Origin of the sequence: Sinorhizobium sp. 7-81, from assembly GCF_030124405.1 — a bacterium.
In the GTDB taxonomy this organism is placed as follows: domain Bacteria; phylum Pseudomonadota; class Alphaproteobacteria; order Rhizobiales; family Rhizobiaceae; genus Sinorhizobium; species Sinorhizobium psoraleae.
Genome location: NZ_JASKLT010000001.1, coordinates 405552 through 430922 on the forward strand (window position 1 = coordinate 405552; position 25371 = coordinate 430922).

The 25371-nt window shown below is 61.9% G+C and carries 25 protein-coding genes and 1 tRNA gene; 14 read left to right on the forward strand and 12 right to left on the reverse strand.

Going from position 1 to position 25371, the window contains the following annotated elements; all coding sequences use genetic code 11:
- Positions 1-2: 2 nt before the first annotated feature.
- The 3 genes from QN224_RS01975 to dapD form a co-directional block, all read right to left on the reverse strand.
- The gene (locus QN224_RS01975; RefSeq protein WP_283975347.1) at positions 3-1883 is read right to left on the reverse strand and encodes a DEAD/DEAH box helicase; all 1881 of its coding nucleotides are present in this window, start codon (positions 1881-1883) and stop codon (positions 3-5) included.
- A gap of 150 nt (positions 1884-2033) precedes the next feature.
- Positions 2034-2417 (reverse strand): DUF805 domain-containing protein, encoded by a 384-nt coding sequence (locus QN224_RS01980; protein ID WP_283975348.1) that lies wholly within the window; start codon positions 2415-2417, stop codon positions 2034-2036.
- A 4-nt stretch (positions 2418-2421) separates the two neighbouring features.
- On the reverse strand, positions 2422-3279 hold the full coding sequence (dapD, locus tag QN224_RS01985) for a 2,3,4,5-tetrahydropyridine-2,6-dicarboxylate N-succinyltransferase (RefSeq protein WP_269278754.1): 858 nt from the start codon (positions 3277-3279) through the stop codon (positions 2422-2424).
- Between the two features lie 305 nt (positions 3280-3584).
- Between dapD and QN224_RS01990 the strand changes: the two genes are divergently transcribed.
- The gene (locus tag QN224_RS01990; protein ID WP_283975349.1) at positions 3585-4484 is read left to right on the forward strand and encodes an LOG family protein; all 900 of its coding nucleotides are present in this window, start codon (positions 3585-3587) and stop codon (positions 4482-4484) included.
- A gap of 54 nt (positions 4485-4538) precedes the next feature.
- Here the strand turns inward: QN224_RS01990 and QN224_RS01995 are convergent, their stop codons facing one another.
- Complete coding sequence (locus QN224_RS01995) at positions 4539-5060, reverse strand: hypothetical protein (RefSeq protein ID WP_283975350.1); 522 nt, start codon at positions 5058-5060, stop codon at positions 4539-4541.
- Positions 5061-5283: 223 nt separating this feature from the next.
- On the reverse strand, positions 5284-5997 hold the full coding sequence (locus tag QN224_RS02000; RefSeq protein WP_283975351.1) for a pyrimidine 5'-nucleotidase: 714 nt from the start codon (positions 5995-5997) through the stop codon (positions 5284-5286).
- On the opposite strand from QN224_RS02000, the gene QN224_RS02005 reads away from it, so the two are divergent.
- From QN224_RS02005 to QN224_RS02020, 4 genes are all read left to right on the forward strand, one after another.
- The gene (locus QN224_RS02005; RefSeq protein ID WP_283975352.1) at positions 5953-6936 is read left to right on the forward strand and encodes a sterol desaturase family protein; all 984 of its coding nucleotides are present in this window, start codon (positions 5953-5955) and stop codon (positions 6934-6936) included. The two genes, QN224_RS02000 and QN224_RS02005, sit on opposite strands and share 45 nt — an antisense overlap.
- A gap of 61 nt (positions 6937-6997) precedes the next feature.
- Positions 6998-7912, forward strand: a complete 915-nt coding sequence (locus tag QN224_RS02010; RefSeq protein WP_283975353.1) for a DMT family transporter — start codon at positions 6998-7000, stop codon at positions 7910-7912.
- A 166-nt stretch (positions 7913-8078) separates the two neighbouring features.
- Positions 8079-9158, forward strand: a complete 1080-nt coding sequence (locus QN224_RS02015; RefSeq protein WP_283975354.1) for a trifunctional transcriptional activator/DNA repair protein Ada/methylated-DNA--[protein]-cysteine S-methyltransferase — start codon at positions 8079-8081, stop codon at positions 9156-9158.
- Positions 9155-9931, forward strand: coding sequence for an isocitrate lyase/phosphoenolpyruvate mutase family protein (locus QN224_RS02020; RefSeq protein ID WP_283975355.1), 777 nt, complete (start codon positions 9155-9157; stop codon positions 9929-9931). Before QN224_RS02015 ends, QN224_RS02020 begins: the two co-directional genes overlap by 4 nt.
- Positions 9932-9955: 24 nt before the next feature.
- Here the strand turns inward: QN224_RS02020 and argB are convergent, their stop codons facing one another.
- Positions 9956-10843: an acetylglutamate kinase gene (gene argB / locus QN224_RS02025; protein ID WP_173511066.1), complete on the reverse strand. Its 888-nt coding sequence runs from the start codon at positions 10841-10843 to the stop codon at positions 9956-9958.
- A 176-nt stretch (positions 10844-11019) separates the two neighbouring features.
- Between argB and QN224_RS02030 the strand changes: the two genes are divergently transcribed.
- The 4 genes from QN224_RS02030 (at position 11020) to msrB (ending at position 13685) form a co-directional block, all read left to right on the forward strand.
- Positions 11020-11559 carry a sigma-70 family RNA polymerase sigma factor gene (locus tag QN224_RS02030; RefSeq protein ID WP_283975356.1) on the forward strand — a complete coding sequence of 180 codons (540 nt, stop codon included), beginning with the start codon at positions 11020-11022 and terminating at the stop codon, positions 11557-11559.
- The gene (locus QN224_RS02035) at positions 11556-12269 is read left to right on the forward strand and encodes an anti-sigma factor (protein WP_283975357.1); all 714 of its coding nucleotides are present in this window, start codon (positions 11556-11558) and stop codon (positions 12267-12269) included. Before QN224_RS02030 ends, QN224_RS02035 begins: the two co-directional genes overlap by 4 nt.
- 196 nt (positions 12270-12465) lie before the next feature.
- Positions 12466-13023 (forward strand): fasciclin domain-containing protein, encoded by a 558-nt coding sequence (locus tag QN224_RS02040; protein WP_283975358.1) that lies wholly within the window; start codon positions 12466-12468, stop codon positions 13021-13023.
- A gap of 167 nt (positions 13024-13190) precedes the next feature.
- Entirely contained in the window at positions 13191-13685 is a 495-nt protein-coding gene (msrB, locus tag QN224_RS02045; RefSeq protein WP_283975359.1) for a peptide-methionine (R)-S-oxide reductase MsrB, read from the forward strand.
- 80 nt (positions 13686-13765) lie between these two features.
- On the opposite strand, the gene QN224_RS02050 is transcribed toward msrB, so the two are convergent.
- The 6 genes from QN224_RS02050 to rpmH form a co-directional block, all read right to left on the reverse strand.
- Positions 13766-14305 (reverse strand): DUF1269 domain-containing protein, encoded by a 540-nt coding sequence (locus QN224_RS02050; protein ID WP_283975360.1) that lies wholly within the window; start codon positions 14303-14305, stop codon positions 13766-13768.
- A 140-nt stretch (positions 14306-14445) separates the two neighbouring features.
- The gene (gene yihA, locus QN224_RS02055) at positions 14446-15102 is read right to left on the reverse strand and encodes a ribosome biogenesis GTP-binding protein YihA/YsxC (RefSeq protein WP_173511060.1); all 657 of its coding nucleotides are present in this window, start codon (positions 15100-15102) and stop codon (positions 14446-14448) included.
- Positions 15103-15202: 100 nt separating this feature from the next.
- A complete protein-coding gene (locus QN224_RS02060) occupies positions 15203-16114 on the reverse strand; it encodes a DMT family transporter (protein ID WP_283975361.1) in 912 nt (303 codons plus the stop codon).
- Positions 16115-16268: 154 nt separating this feature from the next.
- Positions 16269-18047 carry a membrane protein insertase YidC gene (gene yidC, locus QN224_RS02065; RefSeq protein ID WP_283975362.1) on the reverse strand — a complete coding sequence of 593 codons (1779 nt, stop codon included), beginning with the start codon at positions 18045-18047 and terminating at the stop codon, positions 16269-16271.
- Positions 18047-18445 carry a ribonuclease P protein component gene (gene rnpA, locus QN224_RS02070; protein WP_173511057.1) on the reverse strand — a complete coding sequence of 133 codons (399 nt, stop codon included), beginning with the start codon at positions 18443-18445 and terminating at the stop codon, positions 18047-18049. The genes yidC and rnpA overlap by 1 nt, the downstream gene beginning before the upstream one ends.
- Before the next feature lie 21 nt (positions 18446-18466).
- Positions 18467-18601 (reverse strand): 50S ribosomal protein L34, encoded by a 135-nt coding sequence (gene rpmH / locus QN224_RS02075; RefSeq protein WP_012706673.1) that lies wholly within the window; start codon positions 18599-18601, stop codon positions 18467-18469.
- A gap of 568 nt (positions 18602-19169) precedes the next feature.
- Between rpmH and QN224_RS02080 the strand changes: the two genes are divergently transcribed.
- The 5 genes from QN224_RS02080 to QN224_RS02100 all read left to right on the forward strand — a co-directional run bounded on the left by QN224_RS02080 (position 19170) and on the right by QN224_RS02100 (position 25370).
- Positions 19170-21161 (forward strand): methyl-accepting chemotaxis protein, encoded by a 1992-nt coding sequence (locus QN224_RS02080; protein ID WP_283975363.1) that lies wholly within the window; start codon positions 19170-19172, stop codon positions 21159-21161.
- Positions 21162-21390: 229 nt separating this feature from the next.
- Positions 21391-22188, forward strand: a complete 798-nt coding sequence (locus QN224_RS02085) for a TVP38/TMEM64 family protein (protein WP_283975364.1) — start codon at positions 21391-21393, stop codon at positions 22186-22188.
- A gap of 16 nt (positions 22189-22204) precedes the next feature.
- Positions 22205-23629, forward strand: coding sequence for an FAD-dependent oxidoreductase (locus tag QN224_RS02090; RefSeq protein ID WP_283975365.1), 1425 nt, complete (start codon positions 22205-22207; stop codon positions 23627-23629).
- Positions 23630-23653: 24 nt separating this feature from the next.
- A complete protein-coding gene (locus QN224_RS02095; RefSeq protein ID WP_173511053.1) occupies positions 23654-25135 on the forward strand; it encodes a HAMP domain-containing sensor histidine kinase in 1482 nt (493 codons plus the stop codon).
- A gap of 158 nt (positions 25136-25293) precedes the next feature.
- Positions 25294-25370 (forward strand) — tRNA-Arg (locus QN224_RS02100).
- The last annotated feature ends 1 nt before the right edge of the window (position 25371 follow it).

Below are 25371 nucleotides of genomic sequence, written 5' to 3' on the forward strand. Positions count from 1 at the left end.
AGCTAGTGCTGCCGGTTCTTGGCGTTGGCGCGTTTCGGCTTGGGCTTGAACCCGCCCGCGTCCTTTTGCGCTTCGGGCTTGCCCTTCTTGGTCCGGTGCTTTTCGTCCCGTTTTTCAAGACGTGCATCCTGGCTAAAGGGCGGCTTCTTTTCGAACTTGCGCTTCGGCTTGAAATCCTCGCGTGCAGCGTCAGGCGACTGCTTCTTGGCGAAGGCGGTTTTCTCCGGTCGCGGCTGGGAGAGATCCGGGGTGCCCGGGAGCGCCTTGACGCGAATGCCCTTTTCCAGCGTGCGGTTCGGACCGATCGCCGAGAGGAAGCGTTCGGCGCCTTCGGCAGTCAACTCGACGTAGGTCTCCTCCGGCTGCATCCGGATCGCGCCGATGTCGCGCTTCGAAAGTTTGCCGTGACGGCAGAGCATCGGGATCAGCCAGCGCGGCTCGGCGTTCTGCTTGCGGCCGACAGAGAGCGAAAACCACCTGCCGTCGGTGAAGTCGGCGCGCGGTGCGTCGAAATCGTCGCGCGGTATGGCGGCAGCATCGCGCGGACTCTTCCTGCGGTCGTCGCCGAACGAGACATTGGCGAGGTCTTCCGGCGCGGAGCGACCGGAGCGGAATTGCCGCACAAAGGCCGCCGCCAGCTTCTCTGCACCGTGGCGGTCGATCAGGGCGCGCACGATTGCCTGCTCGTCCTCGCGAAGCGGTTCGTCGAATGCCGGGTCCGCGACGATGCGCTCATCGTCGCGGCTCGTAACCTCGTCCGCCGACGGCGGTTTCGCCCAAGTCGCGGTGATGCGCGCATTTTCCAGAAGCCTTTCGGCCTTGCGGCGCGCATTGACGGGGACGATCAGCGCGCTAACGCCCTTCTGGCCCGCACGCCCCGTGCGTCCGCTTCGATGCAGCAAGGTCTCGGGATTGGTCGGCAGATCGGCGTGGATTACCAGTTCCAGGCCCGGCAGGTCGATGCCGCGTGCCGCAACATCGGTCGCGATACAGACACGGGCGCGGCCGTCGCGCATGGCCTGCAGCGCGTGGGTACGTTCGTTCTGGCTGAGTTCGCCGGAGAGCGCCACCACCGAGAAGCCGCGATTGTTGAAGCGGGCCGTCAGGTGATTGACCGCGGCGCGGGTCGAACAGAAGACGATCGCGTTCCGCGCCTCGTAGTAACGAAGCACATTGATGATCGCATTTTCCCGGTCGCTCGGGGCGACGACCAGCGAACGATATTCGATATCGCCATGCTGTTTCTGTTCGGATGCGGTGCTGATGCGGACGGCATCGCGCTGATAGTTCTTGGCAAGCGTCGCGATCGAGCGCGGGACGGTGGCCGAGAACATCAGCGTGCGGCGGTCGGCCGGCGCCGTTTCGAGAATGAATTCCAGATCCTCGCGGAAGCCGAGGTCCAGCATTTCGTCTGCCTCGTCCAGGACCACGGCGCGTAGTGCCGATATGTCGAGCGAATCCCGGCGGATATGGTCGCAGAGCCGCCCCGGCGTGCCGACGACGATATGGGCGCCGCGTTCGAGCGCACGCTTCTCGTTGCGCATATCCATGCCGCCGACGCAGGAGGCGAGGGTGGCGCCTGCCACTTCATAGAGCCATTCGAGTTCGCGCTTGACCTGCAGCGCCAGTTCGCGCGTGGGGGCGATGACGAGGGCAAGCGGAGCGCTCGCCGCGCTAAAACGCTGTCTATCCTCCAGCAGCGTCGGGGCCAGCGCCAGTCCGAATGCCACGGTCTTGCCGGAACCGGTCTGGGCTGAAACCAGCGCGTCCGCGCCATCGAGCGCCGGATCGAGCATCGCCTTCTGCACTGGCGTCAGTTCGTTGTAACCGCGTTTTGCCAACGCCTCGGCGATCGCGGGCGCGATCCCTTCGAACTCAGTCATATCTTGTCTTTCGGATTTCGGTCTTCACGCCGACGGACGAGCGGACATGGGATCAGGTCGTCATCAGGCGATTGCCGCGGCCAACACGTCGCGGGCCTGTTCATGGCGCGCTACATACGCGGCAGGAACGCTAATGTACAGGCGGAATCTTTACCGCCTCGGACCGTTGCTAGGGCCGCCGAAGTCGTTCTCGCCCTTCGCGCCCGGCCACAGGCAGAGCGCGATGAAGACGATCGGGCTCAGCACGGGAATGAAGAGGCAGAGAGCAAGCGGGCCCGGATAACCGATGTCATGCAGGCGCTTGATAGCCAGCATGGCGATGGAGACGGTCGAAAGGACGCCTGAGACGACGAGCGCCAGTGTCCAGAGCGCCAATGCCGTGTCCTCGTTTTCGTTTTTCAGCATCTGCATGAGGAAGACGCCGCCAACGAAGAACCAGAAGAGCCAGGACAGGAAGAAGGGCAGGCGGCCGATGCGGCCGGAGGGGCTGAAGAACAGCCAGGTCATGCTCGGCTGCCGCCCCTCCTCGGCCATGACGTCAGTCTCTGAGCAATTCGTTGATGCCGGTCTTGGCGCGCGTCTTCTCGTCGACGCGCTTGACGATGACCGCGCAATAGAGGTTCGGGGCAGGCTGGCCGTTTGCCATAGTCGAGCTTGATGGCATCGAGCCTGCGACGACGACGGAATAGGGCGGCACTTCGCCGTATGTCACTTCGCCCGTCGCGCGGTCGACGATCTTGGTCGACTTGCCGATGAAGACACCCATGCCGAGGACCGAACCCTCGCGGACGATGCAGCCCTCGACGACCTCCGAGCGCGCGCCGATGAAGCAATTGTCCTCGATGATCGTCGGCCCCGCCTGCATCGGCTCCAGCACGCCGCCGATGCCGACGCCGCCTGAAAGGTGCACGTGCTTGCCGATCTGGGCGCAGGAGCCGACGGTCGCCCAAGTGTCGACCATCGTGCCTTCGCCGACATAGGCGCCAAGATTGACGAACGACGGCATCAGGATCGCGTTCGGCGCGATATAGGCCGAGCGGCGGACGACGCAGTTCGGCACGGCGCGGAACCCGGCCTTCTCGAATTCGTTGACGCTCCAGCCGTCGAACTTGGAGGCAACCTTGTCCCACCAGACCGCCTCGCCGGGCCCGCCTCTGACGAGTTCCATCGGGTTCAGCCGGAAAGAGAGGAGAACGGCCTTCTTCAGCCATTGATTGACGGTCCAGGTGCCATCCTCGCCGCGCTCGGCAACGCGTACCTTGCCGCTGTCGAGCAGGTTCAGCGCCGCTTCGACGGCTTCGCGGACCGCGCCGCGAGTTCCGGTGTTGACGGCTTCGCGATCGTCGAAGGCGGTCTCGATGGTCTGCGACAGGGAGGCGAGGTCGTGGGTCGTCATCGGAATTCCTTATGTTCGGCGTTGTCGTGCAAGCTCTACTGCATAATTACTTAAATCGGAACCGATTTGAGGACAAAGTTATGCAGCAATTCAAAGTGCTACAGCGATCTCACGCGTCTCGATGACGCGTTGCGCTGTAGAGGCATAAATCTGAAAAGTTGAAGCGCTTTTGGCTCCGACCTCTCAGCAGGACTTGGCAAACTTCCGTGTTTCCGGCAGTAGGGACGCCTCTATGACCGAGGAAACACGACAGGGCGCGTCCGGACGAGATGCCGTCTGTTCGAAACGCGACGGGAAGATGAAATATGGCACGTATGAAGAAGCGCAATCTGCGCCGTAAGGATGGGGTCTGGGATCCGCTGGCAGACAGCGCACAGAGCAGGCTGCGTGCCTCGACCGTGCCGCTGACGCCGCAGTCGGCCTCGCCGACCTATCGTCTCGCCTATGTCGACGATGATTTTCTCTGCCGCGAGGAACTGCGGCCGGTGCGTCTGCAGCTCGAGCTCCTGAAGACGGAGATGATGCTCGAGGAGCGGGGGATCAATTCGACCGTGGTGATGTTCGGCGGCGCGCGCATCCCCGAGCCGGGCGGCGAGGCCTGGGCGGCCAAGAACGATACACAGCGCAAGAACCTCGAAGCGGCATCGATCTACTACGACGAGGCTCGCAAATTCGCGCGGATCTGCTCGGAGCAGTCCGCCAAGCTCGGCCACAAGGAATATGTCATCGTCACCGGCGGTGGTCCGGGGGTGATGGAGGCGGGAAACCGCGGTGCGGCGGACGCCGGCGCCCCTTCGATCGGCCTCAACATCGTGCTGCCACACGAGCAGGCGCCAAACCGTTTCGTGACGCCGGACTTGTCATTCAATTTCCACTATTTTGCGATCCGCAAGATGCACTTCCTGCTGCGCGCGAAGGCGGTGACGGTGTTTCCGGGTGGCTTTGGTACGCTCGACGAATTGTTCGAAACGCTGACCCTGATGCAGACGGGCCGTCTGGCCCTGGTGCCGCTTATCCTCTTCGGTGAAAAGTTCTGGCGCACCATCATCAATTTCGAGGCTTTGGCCGAATTCGGCACGATTGCGCCGAACGATGTCGATCTCGTTCATTTCGTCGAGACCGCGGAAGAGGCCTGGGAGATCATTGCCGGCTTCTACGAAACGGTCGACCCGCGATCGATCCCGATGGCATCGGGCCGACGCTAGCCTAGATGGGCCGTCTCGCCCTTCCTCGGTCCGGAGAGGGCGAGACGAGTCGCCTCACACCTTTCTGGTAAAATCGGCGGCGTCGATCAAGCCGTCGCCGTTCCGGTCGCGGCGCTTGAACATCCTCTCCGCGGCACCTGCCACTTCCGTTGCGCTCAGCGATCCGTTGCCGTCGGCATCGACGCGGGCGAAAGCGCGCGGCCGCATGCCTGGCAGCATGGCGGGGCGCATCTCCCGGAGCTTGGCGATCGCCTCTTCGCGCTCGGCGCCGGTCTTGGCCCGGGCTTCGCGCCAGGTCTTGCGCGCCTCGCGAAATGCCTGGCGCTTTGCCTCCATCTCCTCGCGGCTGATCTCACCATTGCCATTGGCGTCGAAGCTCTTGAAATTGGCCGAGATCCGCGCCTGGAGTTCCTGGAGCGAAACCTTGGAATCGCCGCTTGTGTCGAGACGCTTGATCATGCGCTCGGCTCGCTGTTCGGGCGTAAGCTTGGCCTTTGCGGCAAACGAGGGTGCCGAAAGTCCGGTCGCTGCCACCGCGAGGATGGTGGCGCCGAATATGAAAGTCCTGCTGCGCATCATGCTTCCTTTCGATCAGTTATCCTGACTGAAGGATAGGCACGCGCGACGCCGGCACCAGTTAAACTTTGGTAATTTAAGTCTCTACAGCGCCGCGCGTCGTATCAGACGCGCAAAGGACGCTGTAGTACTTTGATCGCTGCATGTTTTCATCCTTAAATCCTACGATTTAAGAAACATGCAGTACGGAAAAGCGGTTTTTCCTTGGTTGAATTGTGTTGCGTCAGGACGGCGCCACAACCCGCCGCAGGAACCCCGCCAGATCCTCGGTGACGTAGTCGATCTGTTCGTCGGCGTCGCTCGATGTCTCCCACGCTTCGGCGAATTCGTATTCGAGATTTTGTGGCACGAGCAGCACCGTCTTCATCCCGAGTGCCTTCGGGACCAGGAGGTTGCGCGGCAGATCCTCGAACATCACCGCGTTGCGGGTGTCGACGCGGTGAAGGCCCATGAACTTGTCGTAAGTATCGCCCGCGGGCTTCGGGATGAAATTGGCGGCGACGATGTCGAAGATGTCGTCGAAATGGTCGAGAATACCGAGCGCGCGCGCCGTCATCTCAGCATGGTGGACGCTGCCATTGGTAAAGATGAACTTGCGGCCAGGCAGCGCCTTGATCGCCTCGCCGAGCGCGGGATCGGCCGGAACCACGCTGTAGTCGATCGCATGCGCCCTCTGCAGGAAGTCGTTCGGATCGACGCCGTGATGGATCATCAGCCCCTGCAGGGTCGTGCCGTGATCGCGATAATATTCCTTCTGCAGCTTCTTCGCTTCCGCCGGCTCGAGCGACAGAAGCTCGGCGACATAGGCCGTCATGTTGCGGTCGATCTGCGCGAAGAGATTGACGTGGTGCGGATAGAGCGTGTTGTCGAGGTCGAAGACCCAGTCTGTGACATGGGCGAACTCGGCATGGTTCGGGAGGCGGTCGAGCTTTTTCATGGCCGGGTTATGACATGGGTATGGGCGGCGGCAAACGAGAAAATGCGCCCCGGGCTGTTCTGCCGACGCACACATTCCACTTTGAATTGCCAAATCGGCATGGCATCTTGCGGCTGGCGCGGTTTTGGCTCGGGGCTGCAGGTGCCAATGTCGGACGAACTGTTCTATCTACTGTTTCTGTTCGGATTCTACGCTACGACTGTCGTTACCTATTTCGCCCTTGGCCACGGCCTGACCTGGGTCAACGACCGCAATCCTGAGCGAAAGATTCAGAAGGGACGCGGTTCCGACAAGCGCCGCAAGGCGGAAATCCGCCAGAGCCTGGCGTCAATGTTCAGCGCCAGTCTGCCGCTGGCAATCGGCCTGTACGCCCAGCAGAAGGGCTGGGCGCCGGCGCCCTGGGCCTTCAACTGGTGGGCGGCGGTGCCGCTCTTTGTCCTGTGCCTGTTCCTCTACGATAGCTGGTTCTATTTCATGCACCGGCTGCTGCACACCAAATGGCTCTACCCCCTGCACGCACTCCATCATAAAAGTATCGCACCGACGATCTGGAGCACCTATTCGGAGGATGTTTTCGACAACTTTCTGTTGCAGGGTTTTTCAGCCGTCATCGTTTTCGCCGTCCCGTTTCCGCCGACGATTCTCATCGGCCAAAGACTGTTCGAACATTTCAACGGCATGTTCGGGCACTGTGGATTCGAGTATTTCGCCTCATCGACAGCACGTTATCCGTCCCCCCTGTTGTGCACGACCTTCCATGATCAGCATCATTCGGGGTTCCGGTACAATTACGGCAACTATTTCTCGTTCTGGGATCGCGTGCTGGGCACAATCTCGCCGAACTACGACCATCGCGTGAAGACATTCGAGCAGGAGGGGCCGGCGCTTAAATTCAGTCAGGCCATTTACCCGCCGGAGGTTCAGGAAAAGCCGGACTGAAGCAGCGGTGGCTGTACGGAGTTCTTGGCAATGTCCGGACCTGCGTGCTAGCTCGCATTCCATGGAAACCTGGGTCCTCATCACCATCACCGCGGCCTTCCTTCAGAACGTCCGCTCCGCCATGCAGAAGCACCTGAAGGGCGTCATGGGCACCACCGGCGCGACCTTCGTGCGCTTCGGCTTCGGCCTGCCGTTCGCGCTCTTCTATCTCGTGGTCCTCTGGCGTTTCGCCGGGCACCCCCTGCCGGTTCCGAACGCCACGTTTTTTCAATGGGCAGTTGTCGGCGGGCTGGCGCAGATCGCTGCGACCTTCCTGCTCGTCCATCTCTTCTCCTTTCGCAACTTTGCCGTCGGTACGGCCTATTCTCGCACCGAACCGGCGCAGGCAGCCCTCTTCGGCCTGATCTTCCTGGGCGAGAAAGCGAGCCAGGGCGCGCTGGTTGCGATCGGCATTTCGGTGGTCGGCGTCATGCTTATTTCCGTTGCCCGCACCACGCTCAGCGCGCGGTCTTTGCTGACCTCGGTTTTCAGCCGCACCGCCGCGATAGGCCTTATGTCCGGCACGTTCTTCGGGCTCTCGGCCGTTTCCTATCGATCCGCCTCGCTGGCGCTTGCGCCTAGCCTGCCTGCGCCGGATTACATGATGCAGGCGAGTTTCACGCTCGGCTTCGTCATCCTGCTGCAGACGGTCGTGATGCTCGTCTGGATCGTCGTCCGCGAGCCGGAGGAGTTGCAACGTATCGGTGCGGCATGGAGGCCTGCCTTCGTCGTCGGCTTTGTCGGCGCCTCGGCGTCGTTCGGCTGGTTCATGGCGATGACCTTGCAGCAGGCGGCGATCGTCAAGGTGGTGGCGCAGGTCGAAATGCTCTTCACCTTCGCCTCGTCCTTCTTCGTCTTCCGCGAGTGGATCAACCGCCTCGAATTACTCGGCTGCCTGTTGATCGTGCTCGGCGTCGTGATGCTGATCGTTGTCTAGAGCGCCATGCGTTCAAATGAACGCACAAAGGACGCTCTAGCACTTTGAGTCTAGAGCATCTTATCCGCTTTCGGTGATTCCACCTGAAAGCGGAATCTCTAAGGCGCCCGAAATAAACGCCCGAATTTCGGCGGACGAGCCGTCCGTCGGGTGCTACAACTGCGCCATGCTTTTCGATCTGCCGAACGACGATATCCTTTACGACGCGCTTCTGGCCCGAAGCGCGGATTACGAGGGCCAGGCCTTCGTCTGCGTCAAGAGCACCGGCATCTTCTGCCGGCTCTCCTGTCCTGCCCGCAAGCCGAAGCGGGAAAACACGCTGTTTTTCGACAGCATCGCCGCCTGCATCAATTCCGGTTTCCGCCCCTGCGAGCGATGTCGCCCGCTGGGCCAGCCTTCTGAGAAGGAGCCGCTGGTCAACGACCTTCTGAAACTGCTCGATCGATCTCCGGACCGTCGCTGGACGGAGGACGATCTTTTCCTCCACGGGTTCGATCCATCGACCGTGCGTCGCGCCTTCAAGCGGGCGTTTGGGGTTACCTTCCTCGACCTCGCTCGTCAGCGGCGGGTGGGCGAGGCCGCCCGTCAGCTTTCGGCCGGCGCAAGCGTTATTGAAGCACAGATCGATGCCGGTTATGACTCGCCGAGCGGCTTTCGTACCGCTTTCGCGAAGCTGATAGGGGAGGTGCCCGCCATGTCGCAGGGTCGCCAGTTGCTATTTGCCGATACGATTGAAACGCCGCTCGGGCCAATGATAGCGGTCGCAGACAAGACGCATCTTCATCTGCTCGAATTCCACGACCGCAAGGCCCTGCAAACCGAAATGGAAAGCCTGAAGCGCAAGACGCGGTCCGCGGTCGCACGGGGCAGGACGCCGCCGATCGACCAGATCGAGGCGGAACTGAATGCCTATTTTTCCGGAGAATCAGGCAATTTCCGCACGCCTCTGGCGCTCGACGGGAGCGCCTTCGAGCGACAGGTCTGGGCAAAGCTTTTGGAAATACCGTTGGGCGAGACGCGATCCTACAGCGATATCGCGCGAGAGGTCGCCACGCTCCAGGCGGTGCGGGCAGTCGCCAAGGCAAATGGCGCCAACCGCATCGCGATCGTCATCCCTTGCCACCGTTGCATCGGCGCGGATGGATCGCTGACCGGCTACGGCGGCGGTCTTCGGCGAAAGCAATGGCTGTTGCGGCACGAAGGAAAAATGAAACCCGTTGGATTGTTTGCGGAGGATGTCGGATGAATCAACAGGAAAAGGCGCTTGCCTTTGCAGCGCTGCATCGCAAGGGCGACCCGGTCGTTCTGTACAATATCTGGGATGCGGGCAGCGCCCGTTGCGTGGCCGAAGCCGGTGCAAAGGCGCTTGCCACCGGAAGCTGGTCGGTCGCGGCGGCGCAGGGCTTTGGCGACGGCGAAAAGATACCGCTCGCGCTCCTGCTGGAAATCGTTCGGCTGATCGTCGGCGCGACGGACCTGCCTCTTTCGGTCGACTTCGAAGGCGCCTATGCGGAGGACGCGGCCCAGGGGGCGGCGAACGTCGCTCAGTTGCTCGATGCCGGCGCGATCGGCATCAATTTCGAGGACCAGGTGGTCGGCAAGGGCGGTGTCCATGCCATCGAAAAGCAGGCCTCACGCATCCGAGCTATCCGTGAGATGGCGGAGCGTCGCGGCCTAGCGCTGTTCATCAATGCTCGCACCGATCTTTTCCTTCAGGAGAGCGATGCAGCGCGCCATGCAGGGCTGCTCGACGAGGCAATCGCGCGCGGCAAAGCCTATGCCGAGGCCGGCGCCAGTGGTTTCTTCGTGCCGGGGTTGGCCGATGCGGGCCTGATCGGCAAGATTTGTGCGGCCTCGCCGCTGCCGGTGAACGCGATGATGAAGCCGGGCGCGCCGGACCTCGCCGCGCTCGCGGCGGCAGGTGTCGGCCGGGTCAGCTACGGGCCGTTCCCCTATCGCGCCATGATCGAGCGGTTGCGTGCCGAGGCCGAGAAGATCTACCAGAGCGCCGTCAGGTAACCTTCACGATGCTCTTATGGCCGATCACGGCACGATCAGCGTGCCGGCGCCGTGCTCGGTGAAGATCTCGAGCAGGACCGAATGGGCGGTCTTGCCGTTGAGAATGACCACGCCCTGCACACCAGCCTTGATAGCGTCGATGCAGGTTTCGACCTTCGGGATCATGCCGCCGGAAATCGTGCCATCGGCGATCAGCGCGCGTGCCTGCGCCACCGACAGTTCCTTGATCAATTCGCCCTGCTTGTTGAGCACGCCCGGAACGTCGGTGAGGAAGAGCAGGCGGGTCGCGTTGAGCGCACCGGCGATGGCGCCGGCGAAGGTGTCGGCGTTGATATTGTAGGTGTGGCCGTCGCGGCCGGGCGCCACCGGTGCAATCACCGGAATCATCTCCGAGCGAGCGAGCAGGTCGATCAGGGTGCGGTCCACCTCGACCACGTCGCCGACGAAGCCCAGATCGAGAACGCGTTCGATATTGGAGTCGGGGTCGCGAATGGTCTTCTTCGCCTTTTCGGCGAAGACCATGTTGCCGTCCTTGCCGCAAAGGCCGATCGCCCATTCTCCGGTCTGGTTGATGAGGGCGACGATTTCCTTGTTGATCGACCCGGCAAGCACCATCTCGACGATCTCGACGGTCTTCTCGTCGGTAACGCGCAAGCCGCCTTCGAATTTCGATTCGATACCCATCTTTGTCAGCATGGCGCCGATCTGCGGCCCGCCCCCATGCACGACGATCGGGTTGACACCGGACTGTTTCAGAAGCGCGATGTCGCTGGCGAACGCGCGCCCCAGTTCCGGATTGCCCATGGCATGGCCGCCATATTTGACGACGATCGTCTTGTTCTCGTAACGCTGCATGTAGGGCAGCGCTTGTGTGAGCAGGCGTGCCTGGATTTCACTTTCTGATGCGGACATGGCGGATCCTCGAAAATATCGGGTGCTGTTTAGAGCCTTTCATGGCGAAAACGCAAGTTCCGAAAGGATGGAATGATCGGCGGGCAACATAAAGCGGTAATGACACTCCTGCTGGTTCTGGCGGTCTCTCTACCCTACTATGGTGATGCTTTGATGCCGTGAGGGGCGCAATCGCCATGGCTGATGAGGAGATCTCCGCGCTGCTCAGCCGCGTGGCCCTGAGAGACCGCGATGCCTTTGTGGCGCTCTATCGCCAGACGAGTCCGAAACTCTTCGGCGTTTGTCTGCGTATTCTCAAGGATCGCAGCGAAGCGGAAGAAGCGCTACAGGAAATCTACGTCAAGGTATGGCAACGCGCCGACCGTTTCGCGACCGGGCAGGCAAGTCCGATGTCCTGGCTCACGGCAATCGCACGCAACCATGCGATCGACCTCATCCGAGCGCGAAAACCCGTCGCAAACGCGATTGACGAGGCCTATGATTTGGCTGATCCTGCTCCAGATCCGGAACGATCGGCTGCAGTCCGGTCAGAAGGCAGGCGGATCGACGCCTGCATGGAGGAGCTCGAGAAGGATCGCGCCGAGGCGGTGCGCCGAGCCTATGTCGAAGGATTGAGCTACCAGGAACTGGCTGAGATGTTCGCGGTACCGCTCAATACGATGCGGACCTGGTTGAGACGCAGCCTCCTGAAGCTGAGAGAGTGCATGGAGCGATGACGACGCAGAATCCCGAGAGCGGAGATTTTCGCCGCGACGAAGTGATCGCCGGGGAATATGTGCTCGGCGTTCTGTCGGCGGAGGACCGCCGCAAGGTCGAGGCGCGCATGGCATCGGACCGGAATTTCGCCGCCATGGTCGATCGCTGGCAACACAATCTCGCCTCCTTCGACGATACCTATGAAGCGGTTAGGCCGCCAGCCCATGTGCTTGCTGCCGTGGAGCGCAGCATTTTTCCGCCTGCGCCGGCGGCCGCTCCTCCGGTCGGCTTCTGGAACTCGCTTCTTCTCTGGCGCAGCCTCGCCATCGCTTCGCTTGCTGCCGTCGTGATCATGGGCGCGTCGATGGTCGGCCTCTTCAGCGAGCCGCAAAGCCAGCCGCTGGTGGCGGAGCTTTCCGGCGAAGGCAATACCATCAATCTCGTTGCCCGTTTCGACAGGACATCCGGCAGCCTGAAGCTGACGCCGGTGGCGGCGCGGCAGGCGGAGGAGAAATCTCTCGAACTCTGGCTGATCGAGGGCAGCAATCCGGCGATCTCGCTGGGAGTACTGCCGCAGTCCGGCGAAGGCGAACTCCTGGTGCCGCCCGAAATGCGGACGAAGTTCATCGAGGACGCGACCCTTGCCGTCAGCGTCGAGCCGCTCGGCGGCTCGCCGACCGGCTCACCCACGGGTCCCGTCATTGCCTCCGGCAAGGCTCGCCATCTCTAGGCGGACGCCGGCGCCTGCAGAGCCTCCAGCAAAAAAACGTCGTCTTTCAGACTGATAGAAGCAGAGCGCGCCGCCTGAAACTCTTTCTCCGCGCCTCCCGTTGCTTGTCAATGTTCCCTGGAAGGAACAGCAATCGCCCGAGCGGACACTTTCAAGGTGATCTCAGCGGGCAAGCGCAATAGGAAGGAAGAGAGAAATGTTCAGGTTTGTGATCCGTTCGGCACTCGTCGCCTCCATGCTCACGACAGGTGCGGTCGTCGCCTACGCCGAGAACCCGATGGTGGGCGGTGCGCCGATGTATGCCGAGAAGAATATCGTCGAAAATGCCATCAACTCGAAGGACCACACGACGCTGGTTGCGGCCGTCAAGGCGGCCGGTCTCGTCGAGACCCTGCAGGGCAAGGGACCCTTTACCGTCTTCGCACCGACGAACGCGGCCTTCGCGGCCCTGCCGGCCGGCACGGTCGACACGCTGCTGGAGCCTGAGAACAAGGACAAGCTTACGACCGTTCTGACGTGCCATGTCGTCGCCGCCGACGCGATGTCGGCGACGATCGCGGAGATGATCAAGGACGACGGCGGGGAACACGACCTTAAGACGATCGGCGGTTGCGTCCTGAAGGCCAAGACCGACGGCGGCAAGATCGGACTGACTGATGAAACCGGCGGCACGGCCTGGGTAACGATCGCCGACGTGAAACAGTCGAACGGCGTCATTCACGTCATCAACAAGGTGCTGCTGCCGAAAGGTTGACAATCGCGGGCGGCGGGTCACGACCCGCCGCCCGCGCGACCCGCGCTCTGCTGCGTGGCGACTCTCTCACGGCGGTTTGATGGACTTTGTTTTGTCCCGCTTCCGTCGGTCCGCTAGTCTAAAACGGGAGCATCAACGGCGAATGCGTCTTCGGACGGGAGGCTCTCATGACGAACCGTCGCAATTTCCTGATGGCGGGCGCCGCGCTCGCCGCATGGACGGTCGCCCGTGGCTTTGCGCCTGCCGCGCGTGCGGCCAACAGTGAAACTTTCGAGGTCGCAAAGACGGACGAGGAGTGGCGGGCGATCCTGACAGCGGAGCAATACAGCATCCTGCGGCAGGAGGACACGGAACGGCCCTTCACGAGCGCGCTCAACAACGAGAAACGCAAGGGGATTTTCCACTGCGCGGGATGTGACCTGGCGCTTTATTCCTCCGATGCCAAATTTGACAGCGGCACCGGTTGGCCGAGCTTTTGGCAATCGCTCCCGGGCGCGGTCGGCACACGCGAGGACAATTCCCTGTTCATGACAAGGACCGAATGCCACTGCCGCCGCTGCGGCGGGCATCTCGGCCACATTTTTGACGACGGTCCGCCGCCGACCGGCAAGCGGCACTGCATCAACGGGCTGGCGCTCAAATTTGCGCCGGCCGCCGTGTGACCAGCGTCTGTTGCGCGTGACGGTGACGCGCGGGGCCGACGCGTATGAGGCGTCGTTAGGGAACGACGAAGAGCAAACGCTTAAAACGTGCCCGCCTGCGGCGAAGGTGTCTGCACGTCGGAGAGTGCGGCCTGGAGCTTCTGCTCCTGCTCGGGCGAGAGCGACGTTTTCAGCACACGGCCCCGCAGCCCCGAAAATTCGGCCAGCACCTTCTCCGGTTGCACCTTGCGCACCAGAATGAAGAGCGCCGAGGAGTTGTTCGGAATCGTGCTGCCGAGCGACTTGATGAAGTCGTCATCGATGCCGTAGTCGGTGAGCGAGCCGGAAAGCGCCCCTGCGCCGGCACCGAGTGCGCCACCGATCGCGAAGCCTGCGAGCGGATTGAGGAAAAGCAGGCCGACGAGGCCACCCCAGAGCGAACCCGAAAGAAGGCCCGAGGTCGCACCGACAGCAGTGAGATTTAGGCTCTGCTTCAGATGCACCTTGCCTTCGCCATCGCGCATGACTACGACAGCATCTTCGAGATCGACCAGATATTCCTTGCTCAGGCTGTTCAGCTTCAAGAGAACCCTGTCGGCCTCTTCCATCGAATCGAATCCCACGACAATCAGATCGGACATGTCTCTCTCCTGGATCTTGGCCCGGCCGGCGAAAAGGATGCCGCCGCTCGCAGAGATAGAGCGCTTTGCCTGTCGGGGTAGTGACGAAGATCAAGGACTTTGTCGTCGGATATGCTAGTCCGCGGGCAAACGCGCCGGTCTCAGCGCGTGACCGCAAGATCGATCGCGGCGCGCAGTTCCTCGATGCCGACACCCTTTTCCGACGAGGTCGATAGCACCTCTGGAAAGGCGGCCGGGCGTTTCTTGATCTTCTCGATCGTTTCGGCGATCAGCCGAGGCACGCCCGCCGCCTTGATCTTGTCGGTCTTGGTGAGCACGATCTGATAGGAAACGGCAGCCTTGTCGAGCAGCGCGAGCACTTCTTCGTCGTTCTTCTTGATGCCGTGACGGGCGTCGATCAGCACGTAGACACGCTTCAGCGTCGAGCGGCCGCGCAGATAGTCGAAGACGAGTTTGGTCCAGGCGTCGACCTGCTCCTTGGGCGCCTGGGCATAGCCGTACCCAGGCATGTCGACGAGCGCCATCGGCGGCAGGTCGCCGGCCTCGCCGGAATAGCCGTCCGGCACGAAATAGTTGAGCTCCTGGGTGCGGCCCGGCGTATTCGATGTGCGCGCGAGGCCCTTCTGTCCGACAAGGGCGTTGATCAGTGACGATTTGCCGACGTTCGAGCGGCCGGCAAAGGCGATCTCCAGCGGGCCCTCGGGCGGCAGGAACTTCATGGCAGGAACGCCGCGGATAAAGATCCACGGGCGGCCGAAAGCGGAGGAATCGTTCCGGTTTTTCTTCTTCTCGGTCATCGCTCGATTTTTCCTCGTTGCCCGGTCGGCTTCAATGTTTTGATCCGACTTGTCAAGCGTTGGCCGGCTTTGCACTGGCTTCACGGCCATATGGAAAGCCTCAGCGCAGCCGGCGCTGCCGCCAGAGTTCGATAGCGAGATAGGCAAAAAGGGCAAAGAGGACGATCGACCCGCCGACAATGGTGCTTGCGCGGGGAATTTCGTCGTGGATGACGGCGACCCAGAGAGGTGCGAGCACGGTTTCGACCGTGCCAAGCAATGCTGCGAGTGCCGAAGGAAGCAGCCTCGCGCCAGTGACGAATAAGGCGAGGCCGAGGCCGAAATTCAGCGCCCCGAAAGCGACGAGGATCCCGAGTTCGGCCGCAGTGACGGCAAAGCCCGAGGCCTGTGTTGCCGCGATCATGGCGGCAATGAGTGTGCCGAGACAGGCCGCCGGCGTCATGCGGACATCGGCATAGCGGCGGGTGACGACCGTTGCGCAGGCAAAGGCGAATGCGATCAGCAGGGCAAGCGCATCCCCGACCGGTGAGACCGCGCCGGTAATCGAACCGGAAACCATCACCAGGACGCCGGCGATGACCGCGGCGATTGCCAGCCAGGTGAGCGATGAGACGGTTTCGCGGAATACGACCCGGCCGATGAGGGTCGCGATGAGCGGCACGCCCGCTTGAACGAGCAGGATGTTGGCGACGGTCGTGTAGGCAAGTGCGAGCACGAAACTCGTGGATGCCGTCGCGAAGCAGCAACCGACGGCTACGCCCGGCCAGCCCATGTCGCGGAAGAGCCGCATCATGTTCGAGGCGCCGTCGCGGACCAGCATGAACCCGAGCAGAAATAACGCGGCGAAGATCGACCGCCAGAAGACGACGATCCAACTGTCGTCGATTTCGAGAAAACGCGCCAGCATGCCGCCGAAGCTCCACACGATCGCCGAGCCGAGAACGAGCGCGATGCCGGTTGCGCGGCCTTGCACCGGCACGGCGGATTTCGGCAGTACGGTCGGTTGCGACATGAACGGCTTCCGGATCGGAACTGGCAGACGATAGATTGCTTGCTGGTTGCAGGCGCGGGCGTTCGCGACAGGCGGTTGTCGCAAAGCGGAATGAGGAAAGAAAAAGCCCCGGATCTTTCGATCCAGGGCTTTGAAGCGGAGTGATGTCCGGCGGCTATTCCGCCGGTTTGGGTTTCTTCGTGAACAGGGATTTGAGGTTCTCGATGAGCTCGATCTTCACGCCCTGACGCTTCATGATGATCGACTGCTGGATGATCGACAGCGTGTTGTTCCAGGCCCAGTAGATGACGAGGCCGGCCGGGAAGGACGCCAGCATGAAGGTGAACACCACCGGCATCCAGGTGAACAGCATTGCCTGCGTCGGGTCCGGCGGTGTCGGGTTCATGCGCATCTGCAGGAACATGGTGATGCCCATGATGATCGGCCAGACGCCGAGATGCAGGAAGAGGGGGACGTCGAAAGGCAGAAGTCCGAACAGGTTGAAGATCGTTGTCGGATCGGGTGCCGACAGGTCCTGGATCCAGCCGAAGAACGGCGCATGGCGCATCTCGATGGTGACGTAGATCACCTTGTAAAGCGCGAAGAACACCGGGATCTGCAGGAGAATCGGCCAGCAGCCGGCGAGCGGATTGATCTTCTCTTCCTTGTAGAGCTGCATCATCGCCTGCTGCAGGCCCATGCGGTCGTCACCGAATTTCTTCTTCAGTTCCTCCATTTTCGGCTGAACTTTCTTCATGTTCGCCATCGACGCATACTGCTTGTTGGCGAGCGGGAAGAAGAGAAGTTTGACGACGATCGTGGTGATCAGGATCGCTATGCCGAAATTGCCGAACAGCCGATAGAAGTAGTCCATCATTTTGAACATCGGCTTGGTGATGAAGTAGAACCAGCCCCAGTCGATCATCAGGTCGAATTGCGGGATGGAATAGGCAGCCTCGTAATTGTCGATAACAGGCACTTCCTTGGCGCCCGCAAAGACCAGGTTCTTCACCTCTGAAGTCTGGCCCGGAGCGATCGTCACCGCATCCGCCTTGTAGTCGCTCTGGTAGCGCGCGCGGCCATCGGTGAAATGGGAGAAACGGGTGTCGAAGGCCGTTGCCTGCGGCGGAACGATCGCCGCCGCCCAGTACTTGTCGGTGATGCCGAGCCAGCCGCCGGTGGCCTTGCCGGGCTCGACCGATTTCTCGTCCTCGATCTTCGAATAGCCGTATTCCTGCAGGCCGTTGTCGCCGGCCACGCCGATGAAACCCTCATGCAGTACGTAGATGCTCGGGGTCGTCGGCTTGTTGAAGCGCGTTACGCGGCCGTAGGAGGAGAGCGAAACCGGCTCTGCGGCGCCGTTCTTGATGCTGTCGACGACCTGGAACATGTAACGGTCGTCGACGGAAATCGTCCGGGTGAAGGTGATGCCCTTGTCGTTGGTGTAGGTCAGCGTCACCGGCGTGGATGCGGTCAGCTTGTCGCCACCGGAAAGCGTCCACACGGTCTGCGGGCCGGGCACGGTTCCGGTCGCGTCGTTGCCGACATAGCCGAGTTCGGTGAAATAGCCATCGGCGGTTTCCGCCGGGCTGAAGAGGGTAATGACCGGGCTCTGCGGATTGACCGTCTCATGGTAGCCCTTGAGCTTCAGGTCGTCGAAACGCGCGCCGGTCAGGTTGATGGATCCCGCAAGCGCCGGCGTGTCGATTTCCACGCGTGCAGACTTGGCGACGGCCTGGTCGCGGCTTTCGCCCGGAACGGCGCCACTGGGCAGCGCCTGCCCCGGAGTCGCCTGCTGCGTGCCGCCCTGGGGTTGAGCCTGTTGTGCCTGCTGGGCCTGTTCCGCAGCGATGCGGTCCTTTTCGATCCTCGGATTGACATAGAAAAATTGCCAAGCGACGAGGATCAGCACGGACAGTGCAATCGCGACGAAATAATTGCGGTTGTTTTCCATCATGGTTTCCTGGAACCGGCCGAAGGCCGCTTCTGTTTCGGCTTGTTTTCGATGCGATCGCAAAGCGCCCGGGTCAATGCGTCGAAGGGGGCATGCAGCAGATCGCGTCGGGCGACAATCACATAGTCGTGTCCGGGTTTCATTGCAAACCCGGCTGAAAGCCGCACTGCTTCTTTGAGGCGTCGGCGCATTCGGTTGCGCTCTACGGCATTGCCGTGCTTCTTGGTAACGGTGAAGCCGACGCGGGCGTCACCTTCCATATCCTTGCGGTCGAGCACTTCGAGGAGAAATAGCGGGCCTTTGCGGCTTTCTCCAGCTCTGACGGCCAAGAACTGCGGACGGCTTTTCAGCCGCCCGACAGTCGTTTTGTCTTTATCTGACGTCATATGCCCGGACATGAGGTTTCGGGCAAACTCGGCTTAAGCCGAGAGACGCTTGCGGCCACGAGCCCGGCGGGCTGCGAGGACCTTCTGGCCACCCTTGGTGGACATGCGTGCACGGAAGCCGTGACGGCGCTTGCGAACAAGCTTGGATGGTTGGTAGGTACGCTTCATTTATTTAAATACCGCGGTGTGCGGCCCTTCTTGGGTTTGCAAAGTGCAAGAGCGTTTACGTAACCGGGCACAGCTCCGCCTTGCGGGCAGGATGGTTTGACCGGACGTGCGCGGCTTATAAGGACAAATGTCCGGCAAAGTCAATTCCCGACCCCCGCGATCATCCGATGCCGGGCCTGACAGCGGTTCCCTTGGCGCGCGGCGCTTGTTGCATGATTCCTTGAATCGGTTGATTTAAGGACAAAGTCATGCAGCCACTCAACGTTCTACAGCGACCCTTTGCGCGTCTGATGAGACGCGCGGCGCTTGTTGCATGATTCCTTGAATCGGTCGATTTAAGGACAAAATCATGCAGCCACTCAACGTTCTACAGCGACCCTTTGCGCGTCTGATGAGACGCGCGGCGCTGTAGTGCAGATCGGTGAATAAAAACCTAATCCAGCCTCGCCAGATGTTGGCCGGACCGGTGATGGTTTCGTTAACCACGCGCATTTTAGCATTCCCTTTGTGTGTGCAGCGAGCACCGCGCACCAAGGGGACGACGTCTGCGGGCGTTGGGGGGACAGGAATGAAAATTCGCGGGAAAATATACTTGATCGTCGGCATCATGAGTCTGCTGGCGATCGCCATTACCGGCATGTCTTTGCTGATCGTGTCGCAATACAACGACAAGCTTCATCAATTCCAGAACGCATCCGACCGGGCGTTCAAGGGCGAGCGGCTCAATCGTCTGGTGACCGGCGTCGTCATGGAATCGCGCGGCATCTACGCCGCACCGACAATCGAAAAAGCAAAGCCCTTCGCCGAGGGCCTCCTCAAGAATCTCGACAAGATCGACGCGCTGCTCGAAGACTGGCGTCCGCTGGTTCCCGCGGACAACCTCTCGTCCTTCGATGCGCTGGCGAAGCGCGCCGACGAGTTCAAGACCTTCCGCAGCGAGACGGCCCGTCTTGGCCGAGAGGTTTCGCCGCAGGCTGCCAACGAGCAGGGCAACAACGACGCCAATCGCGCCAACCGCAAGGCTTTCCAGGCCGAGATAGACGTGGTCGTGGATGCCAATCTGGAATCGCTTCAGGCGATCACGGAAGAGATCGCAGTTTTTGAACGCTCGGTTATTCTGATCGTGCTCGGGATCGCCGGCCTCGGGCTGGTCGCCGGCATCGGTACGGCCTTCTATATCGGCACCAACCAGCTCAGCCGGCCGATCCTCGACCTGACGGGCACCATGAAGCAGCTTGCCGGGGGCGATCTGTCGGTCGATGTGCCTTTCGCCGGACGCAAGGACGAGATCGGCGACATGGCTGCCGCCGTCGCCATCTTCAAGCAGAACGGGCTTGCGGTGCGCGAACTCAACGCCCAGGAAGCGGCATTGCGGGAAAAGAGCGCCGATCTCCAGTCGAGCATCGGCATCGTCGTCTCAGCGGCTGCCGCGGGCGATTTCACCAAGCGCATCGGCAAGGACTACGGCAACGACGATCTCAACCGGTTTGCCGCGAGCGTCAATGAACTCGTCGGCGGCGTCGACAGCGGGATTTCCGAAACACGGCGGGTAATCGCAAGCCTTGCAGCCGGTGACTTGACGCAGAGCATGAACGGCCAGTTCCAGGGCGCCTTCGCGGAACTGCAAAGGAACGTCAACGACACGCTCACCACCTTGCAGAAAACCTTGCGCGAGGTTCGCACGACGACGGACTCGATCAATGGCAACGCATCCGAACTGCGCTCGGCGGCGGACGACCTGTCGAAGCGCACGGAGCAGCAGGCCGCCTCGCTCGAGGAGACCTCGGCGGCGCTCGACGAGATCACCGCCGCAGTTCGCAGCTCGACCGAGAGGGCGCAGGAAGCATCGGTCATGGTCACTGAGGCAAAGGAAAGCGCAGCCGAATCCGCCTCCGTCGTCCGTAGCGCGGTCGAGGCCATGGGCCGTATCGAGCAGGCTTCAAGCGAGATCGGCCAGATCACCAACGTCATCGATGAAATCGCCTTCCAGACCAACCTTTTGGCGCTCAATGCGGGCGTCGAGGCGGCGCGCGCGGGTGACGCCGGCAAGGGCTTCGCAGTCGTTGCACAGGAGGTCCGCGAACTCGCCCAGCGGGCGGCCAGCGCTGCCAAGGACATCAAGACGCTCATTTCCAAGTCGGGCAGCGAAGTGGCGACGGGAGTCAAGCTCGTGCAGGCGACCGGTTCCGCGCTCGGCGAGATCGAAACGCGCGTTCTGAAGATCAACGACCATATCCATTCGATCGCGACGGCCGCGCGCGAGCAGTCGACAGGGCTTGCCGAGGTCAGCACTGCCGTCAACCAGATGGACCAGGTGACGCAGCGCAATGCCGCGATGGTCGAAGAGGCGAACGCCGCGACGCACAAGCTTTCGGCCGAAACCGGCAACCTTGCGAACCTGATCGCCTACTTCAAGGTCGACCGGGATGCCGGAGTGGTTGCACCGGCAAGGGAAACAAGTCGTCCCGTCGCATCGCCCGCCCGGCGAATGATGGGCAGCGTGGCCCGAGCCTTCGGCGGCAGTTCCGCCGCGGCACGTGACGATTGGGAAGAGTTTTGAGCTTCTCGCATCCGATGTCATGATATTCTCGCGGGAAGCCTTGGCGTTTACCGCGAGAAATAGTCTGTGGTGCAACGATCCTTGCCGGATCGTGCTATCCCCTTTCACGGCAACGTGATTTGTCAGGGCGAGCCGTTCACGTCGACGTTTGACGGCGCGACCATTCGTTATTGGTTCCGGGTCCGGATTCCCTCTAACTCAAGGGTAGATCTCGCCGAAAGCAAGCCGCATGAGCCATGGTGCCAGAAACGGGGCAGAAGATGCAGCCCTGAACCCTTCGTCAGGGCGGAGCGGCGCTGGACATGCGGCGCGTCGTTCGCCATGGCGGTTCGTGCCATTCGCTCTTCTGCTCGTCGGTGGTGCCGCTTGTTACGCGTTTGGCCTGCCGCAATATCTTTCGTTGACGGCGCTCGTCCACCACCGCGAGACCCTCAGTGCCTATGTCGATGCCTACCCGCTTCGAGCGGGCGCAGCTTTCTTTGTGGTCTATGTCGCAGTGGTCGTCTTTTCGATCCCGGCTGCGTCGGTGCTGACCATATTCTCCGGATTCCTGTTCGGCTGTATCACCGGCGCAGCCATGGCAATCGTCGCGGCGACGCTCGGATCCTGCCTTCTGTTCCTTGCCGCGCGCGGGGTCCTCGGGGACCTCCTGCGCCCGCGCGCCGGTCGCTTCCTGGATCGGCTCGCGGATGGGTTCCGGCGCAATGCGTTCCTTTATCTTCTGATCTTGCGGCTGGCGCCGATTTTTCCCTTCTTCATAGTCAACATTGCGCCCGCATTCTTTGATGTGAGGCTGCGCACTTTCGCGGCAGCAACGCTGATCGGCATCGTGCCGGGCACGTTCGCCTATGCTTGGCTCGGCCGCAGCCTCGACGACGTGATCGCCCGCTCGGCCGCGTCCGGAGGCGAGCTTACGCTTTCGGATTTTGCGACGAGGGACATTTCGCTCGGGCTCGCGGCGCTTGCGCTCATCGCGGCATTGCCTCTCGTGTTCAAGCTAATACAGTCACGCCGCAAGACGGTGTGACGGGGCGGAAGGCGGCGTGGCGAAAATCCTCAATCCGGATATCTGCGTGATCGGCGGTGGTGCGGCAGGCCTGTCCGTGGCTGCGGGTGCCGCGGCCTTCGGCGTGCCGGTCGTCCTTGTCGAGCGCGGCCGAATGGGAGGGGATTGCCTGAACTTTGGCTGCGTGCCGTCGAAGGCGCTGATTGCGGCCGCGAAACATGCACAGGCGATCCGAGCAGCAGGCGAATTCGGCATCGCCGCAGGCGAACCGGTCGTCGACTACGAGCGATTGCAGGCGCGGGTCCACGCGGTCATCGGCGCAATCGCGCCGCATGATTCCGCAGAGCGGTTCGAGAGCGTTGGCGTGAAGGTCATCGCCGACACGGCCCGGTTTGTCGACGACAGGACGGTCGCGACCGGCGACCATATCATCCGGGCGCGGCGCTTCGTGATCGCCACCGGCTCGTCGCCGGCCATTCCCGCAATCCCGGGGCTGGCGGAGGCGCCGTACCTTACCAATGAGACACTCTTCGATCTGAAGAGGCTGCCGGAACACCTCGTCATTGTCGGCGCCGGACCGGTCGGAATGGAGATGGCGCAGGCATATCGCAGGATCGGGGCGCGCGTGACGGTCGTCGAGGCCGGCAAGGCGCTTTCGAGCGGCGATCCGGAACTGGCGGCGATCGTCCTGGAGGCGATCCGCGCCGAGGGTACCGTGCTTCACGAGCAAACCGCCATCCTATCGGTCGAGCGGCAGGCGGGCGGCGTCCGGCTGCTTTGCGAGAATGCGCAAGGGCGGTTCGCCGTCGATGGCAGCGATCTTTTGCTGGCCGCGGGCCGCGTCCCCAACCATGCTTCTCTCGACCTCGGCGCCGCCGGTATTCGCCACGATGGGAAGGGGATCGCCGTTGGAGCAGATCTGCGAACGAGCAATCGTCGCGTCTATGCCATCGGCGACGCCACAGGCGGCCTGCAATTCACCCATGTTGCGAGCTACCATGCGCGGCTCGTGCTGCAGCAGATCCTGTTCCGAATGCCGGCGCGCGAAGACCGCGACATTGTTCCGAGGGTGACGTTTACCGATCCGGAGCTTGCGCAGGTCGGCCTTGGCGAGGCAGAGGCGCGGGAAAAGTTCGGCCGGATCGACGTCGTCCGCTGGGATTTTTCTGCAAATGATCGCGCCCGCACCGACGGCCTCGACCGGGGGCTGATTAAGATCGCGGTCGGCCGGCGCGGTCGGATCATCGGGGCGGCGATCGCCGGTGCCGGTGCCGGCGAAATGATCAACGGCTTTGCATTCGCCATCGCCAATCGGCTGACGCTCAAGCATTTTCGCGGCTATGTGGCGCCCTATCCCACCTTGTCCGAGATTGGAAAACAGGCATCGATCTCCTATTATGCCCCCGTGGCGCGAAATCCGCTTGTTCGATCCGTGATCGGAACGCTGCGGTATTTTGGCTGAGTTTGCAGGGAACGTTCTAGGTTTATGGTGGAAGACGCGCGTCCGGCCAATGCGAGTGCGAAGCCCCGAGCGGCCGTCGGGTTTCTTCGCGGGCTCTCCGGCAAGTTGCTGCTTTTGACGGTGGCTTTCGTCATGCTCGCGGAAGTTCTGATCTTTGTGCCGTCGGTCGCCAATATGCGGATCCGTTGGCTTCAGGATCGGCTGAATACCGTGGCCGCCGCGGCCGTCGCCGTCGACGGGCTGCAGAATGTCGAGCTTCCGCGGGCCGTGCAACGCGACACCCTGATGGCGACGGGAACCAAGGCCATCGTAATTCGCCGCAAGGATGCGTCGCGGATGATCGCCAGCGTCGACATGCCCCCGGCGATCGACGGGGAATACGACATCGCCAACTTTACCCCCGTCGGCGCGATACGCGATGCATTCGATACGCTGCTGTTCGGCGGCAGCCGGATCGTGCGGGTTTATGGTCCGCTCGGCGAAAGCGATGCGACGATCGAGCTGGTGATGAAGGATGCCGGCTTGCGCAAGGCGATGCTCGTCTACTCGCGCAACGTCTTCCTTCTGTCGATCGTGATCTCGCTGATCACGGCGGCACTGATCTTTCTCGCCATCAATCGCATGCTGATTGTGCCGATCAGGCGGATGACGGCGAGCATGCAGGAGTTCGCCGACGAGCCGTCCAACCCGGAGCGCCTCCTTGTTTCGCCGGAAGGCAGGGATGAACTGGCGGTCGCCGGTCAGCATCTCGCGAGCATGCAGCGCGAACTGCAGAAAACCCTGAAGCAACAGAAAAGCCTCGCCGAGCTCGGCCTCGCCGTTTCGAAGATCAACCATGACATGCGCAACATCCTCTCGTCCGCGCAGCTCATTTCCGACCGGCTCGCCGACGTCGATGATCCGGTGGTGAAACGCTTCGCGCCCACGCTCTTGAGAACGATCGATCGCGCCGTCGGTTATACGCAGGAGGTGCTCTCCTACGGGCGCACGGCTGAGGCAGAGCCGCACCGTCGCTTTGTCGCCCTGCGCCCACTCGTCGAGGATGTTGCCGAACTCCTGGCGATCGACCGCCAGAGCGGCATCGATTTCGAGATCCAGATCCGGGACGACGTCGTCGTCGATGCGGACAGCGAGCAGCTTTTTCGCGTCGTTCACAATCTCTGCCGCAATGCCGTACAGGCGCTGACGCAACACGAGCCGGAGGATGGCCGCGCCAAGATGGTTTCCGTTTCCGCCATCCGAACGGGGAGCGTGGTTGCGATTTCGGTGGACGATACCGGGCCGGGCATGCCGGCCAAGGCGCGCGAAAACCTGTTTGCCGCCTTCCGCGGCTCGGCGCGCTCCGGCGGCACGGGGCTCGGCCTTGCCATTGCCCGCGAACTGGTGCTTGCCCATGGCGGAACAATAGCGCTCGTGGAAAAGCCGACGCCCGGCACGCTGTTCCGCATCGAACTGCCGGATCGCCCGGTGCCGTTGGACGCGTTCCGTTCGAAGGCGCGGCCCTGACATTCCGCTCTCAGGTCCTCGCTGCCCTCCGATCGCTCGCTCCGGCGCGTCATCCACGGTTGTCGCAAAAATGAAATTTTTTGCCGAAAGGCGCTTGCAATCGCCGAAAGGACCCAGTAGAGGATCGCCACGCAAGCGGTTCTCACCGCTTCAGGCAAGCACCCGTAGCTCAGCTGGATAGAGCACCAGACTACGAATCTGGGGGTCAGGAGTTCGAATCTCTTCGGGTGCGCCAT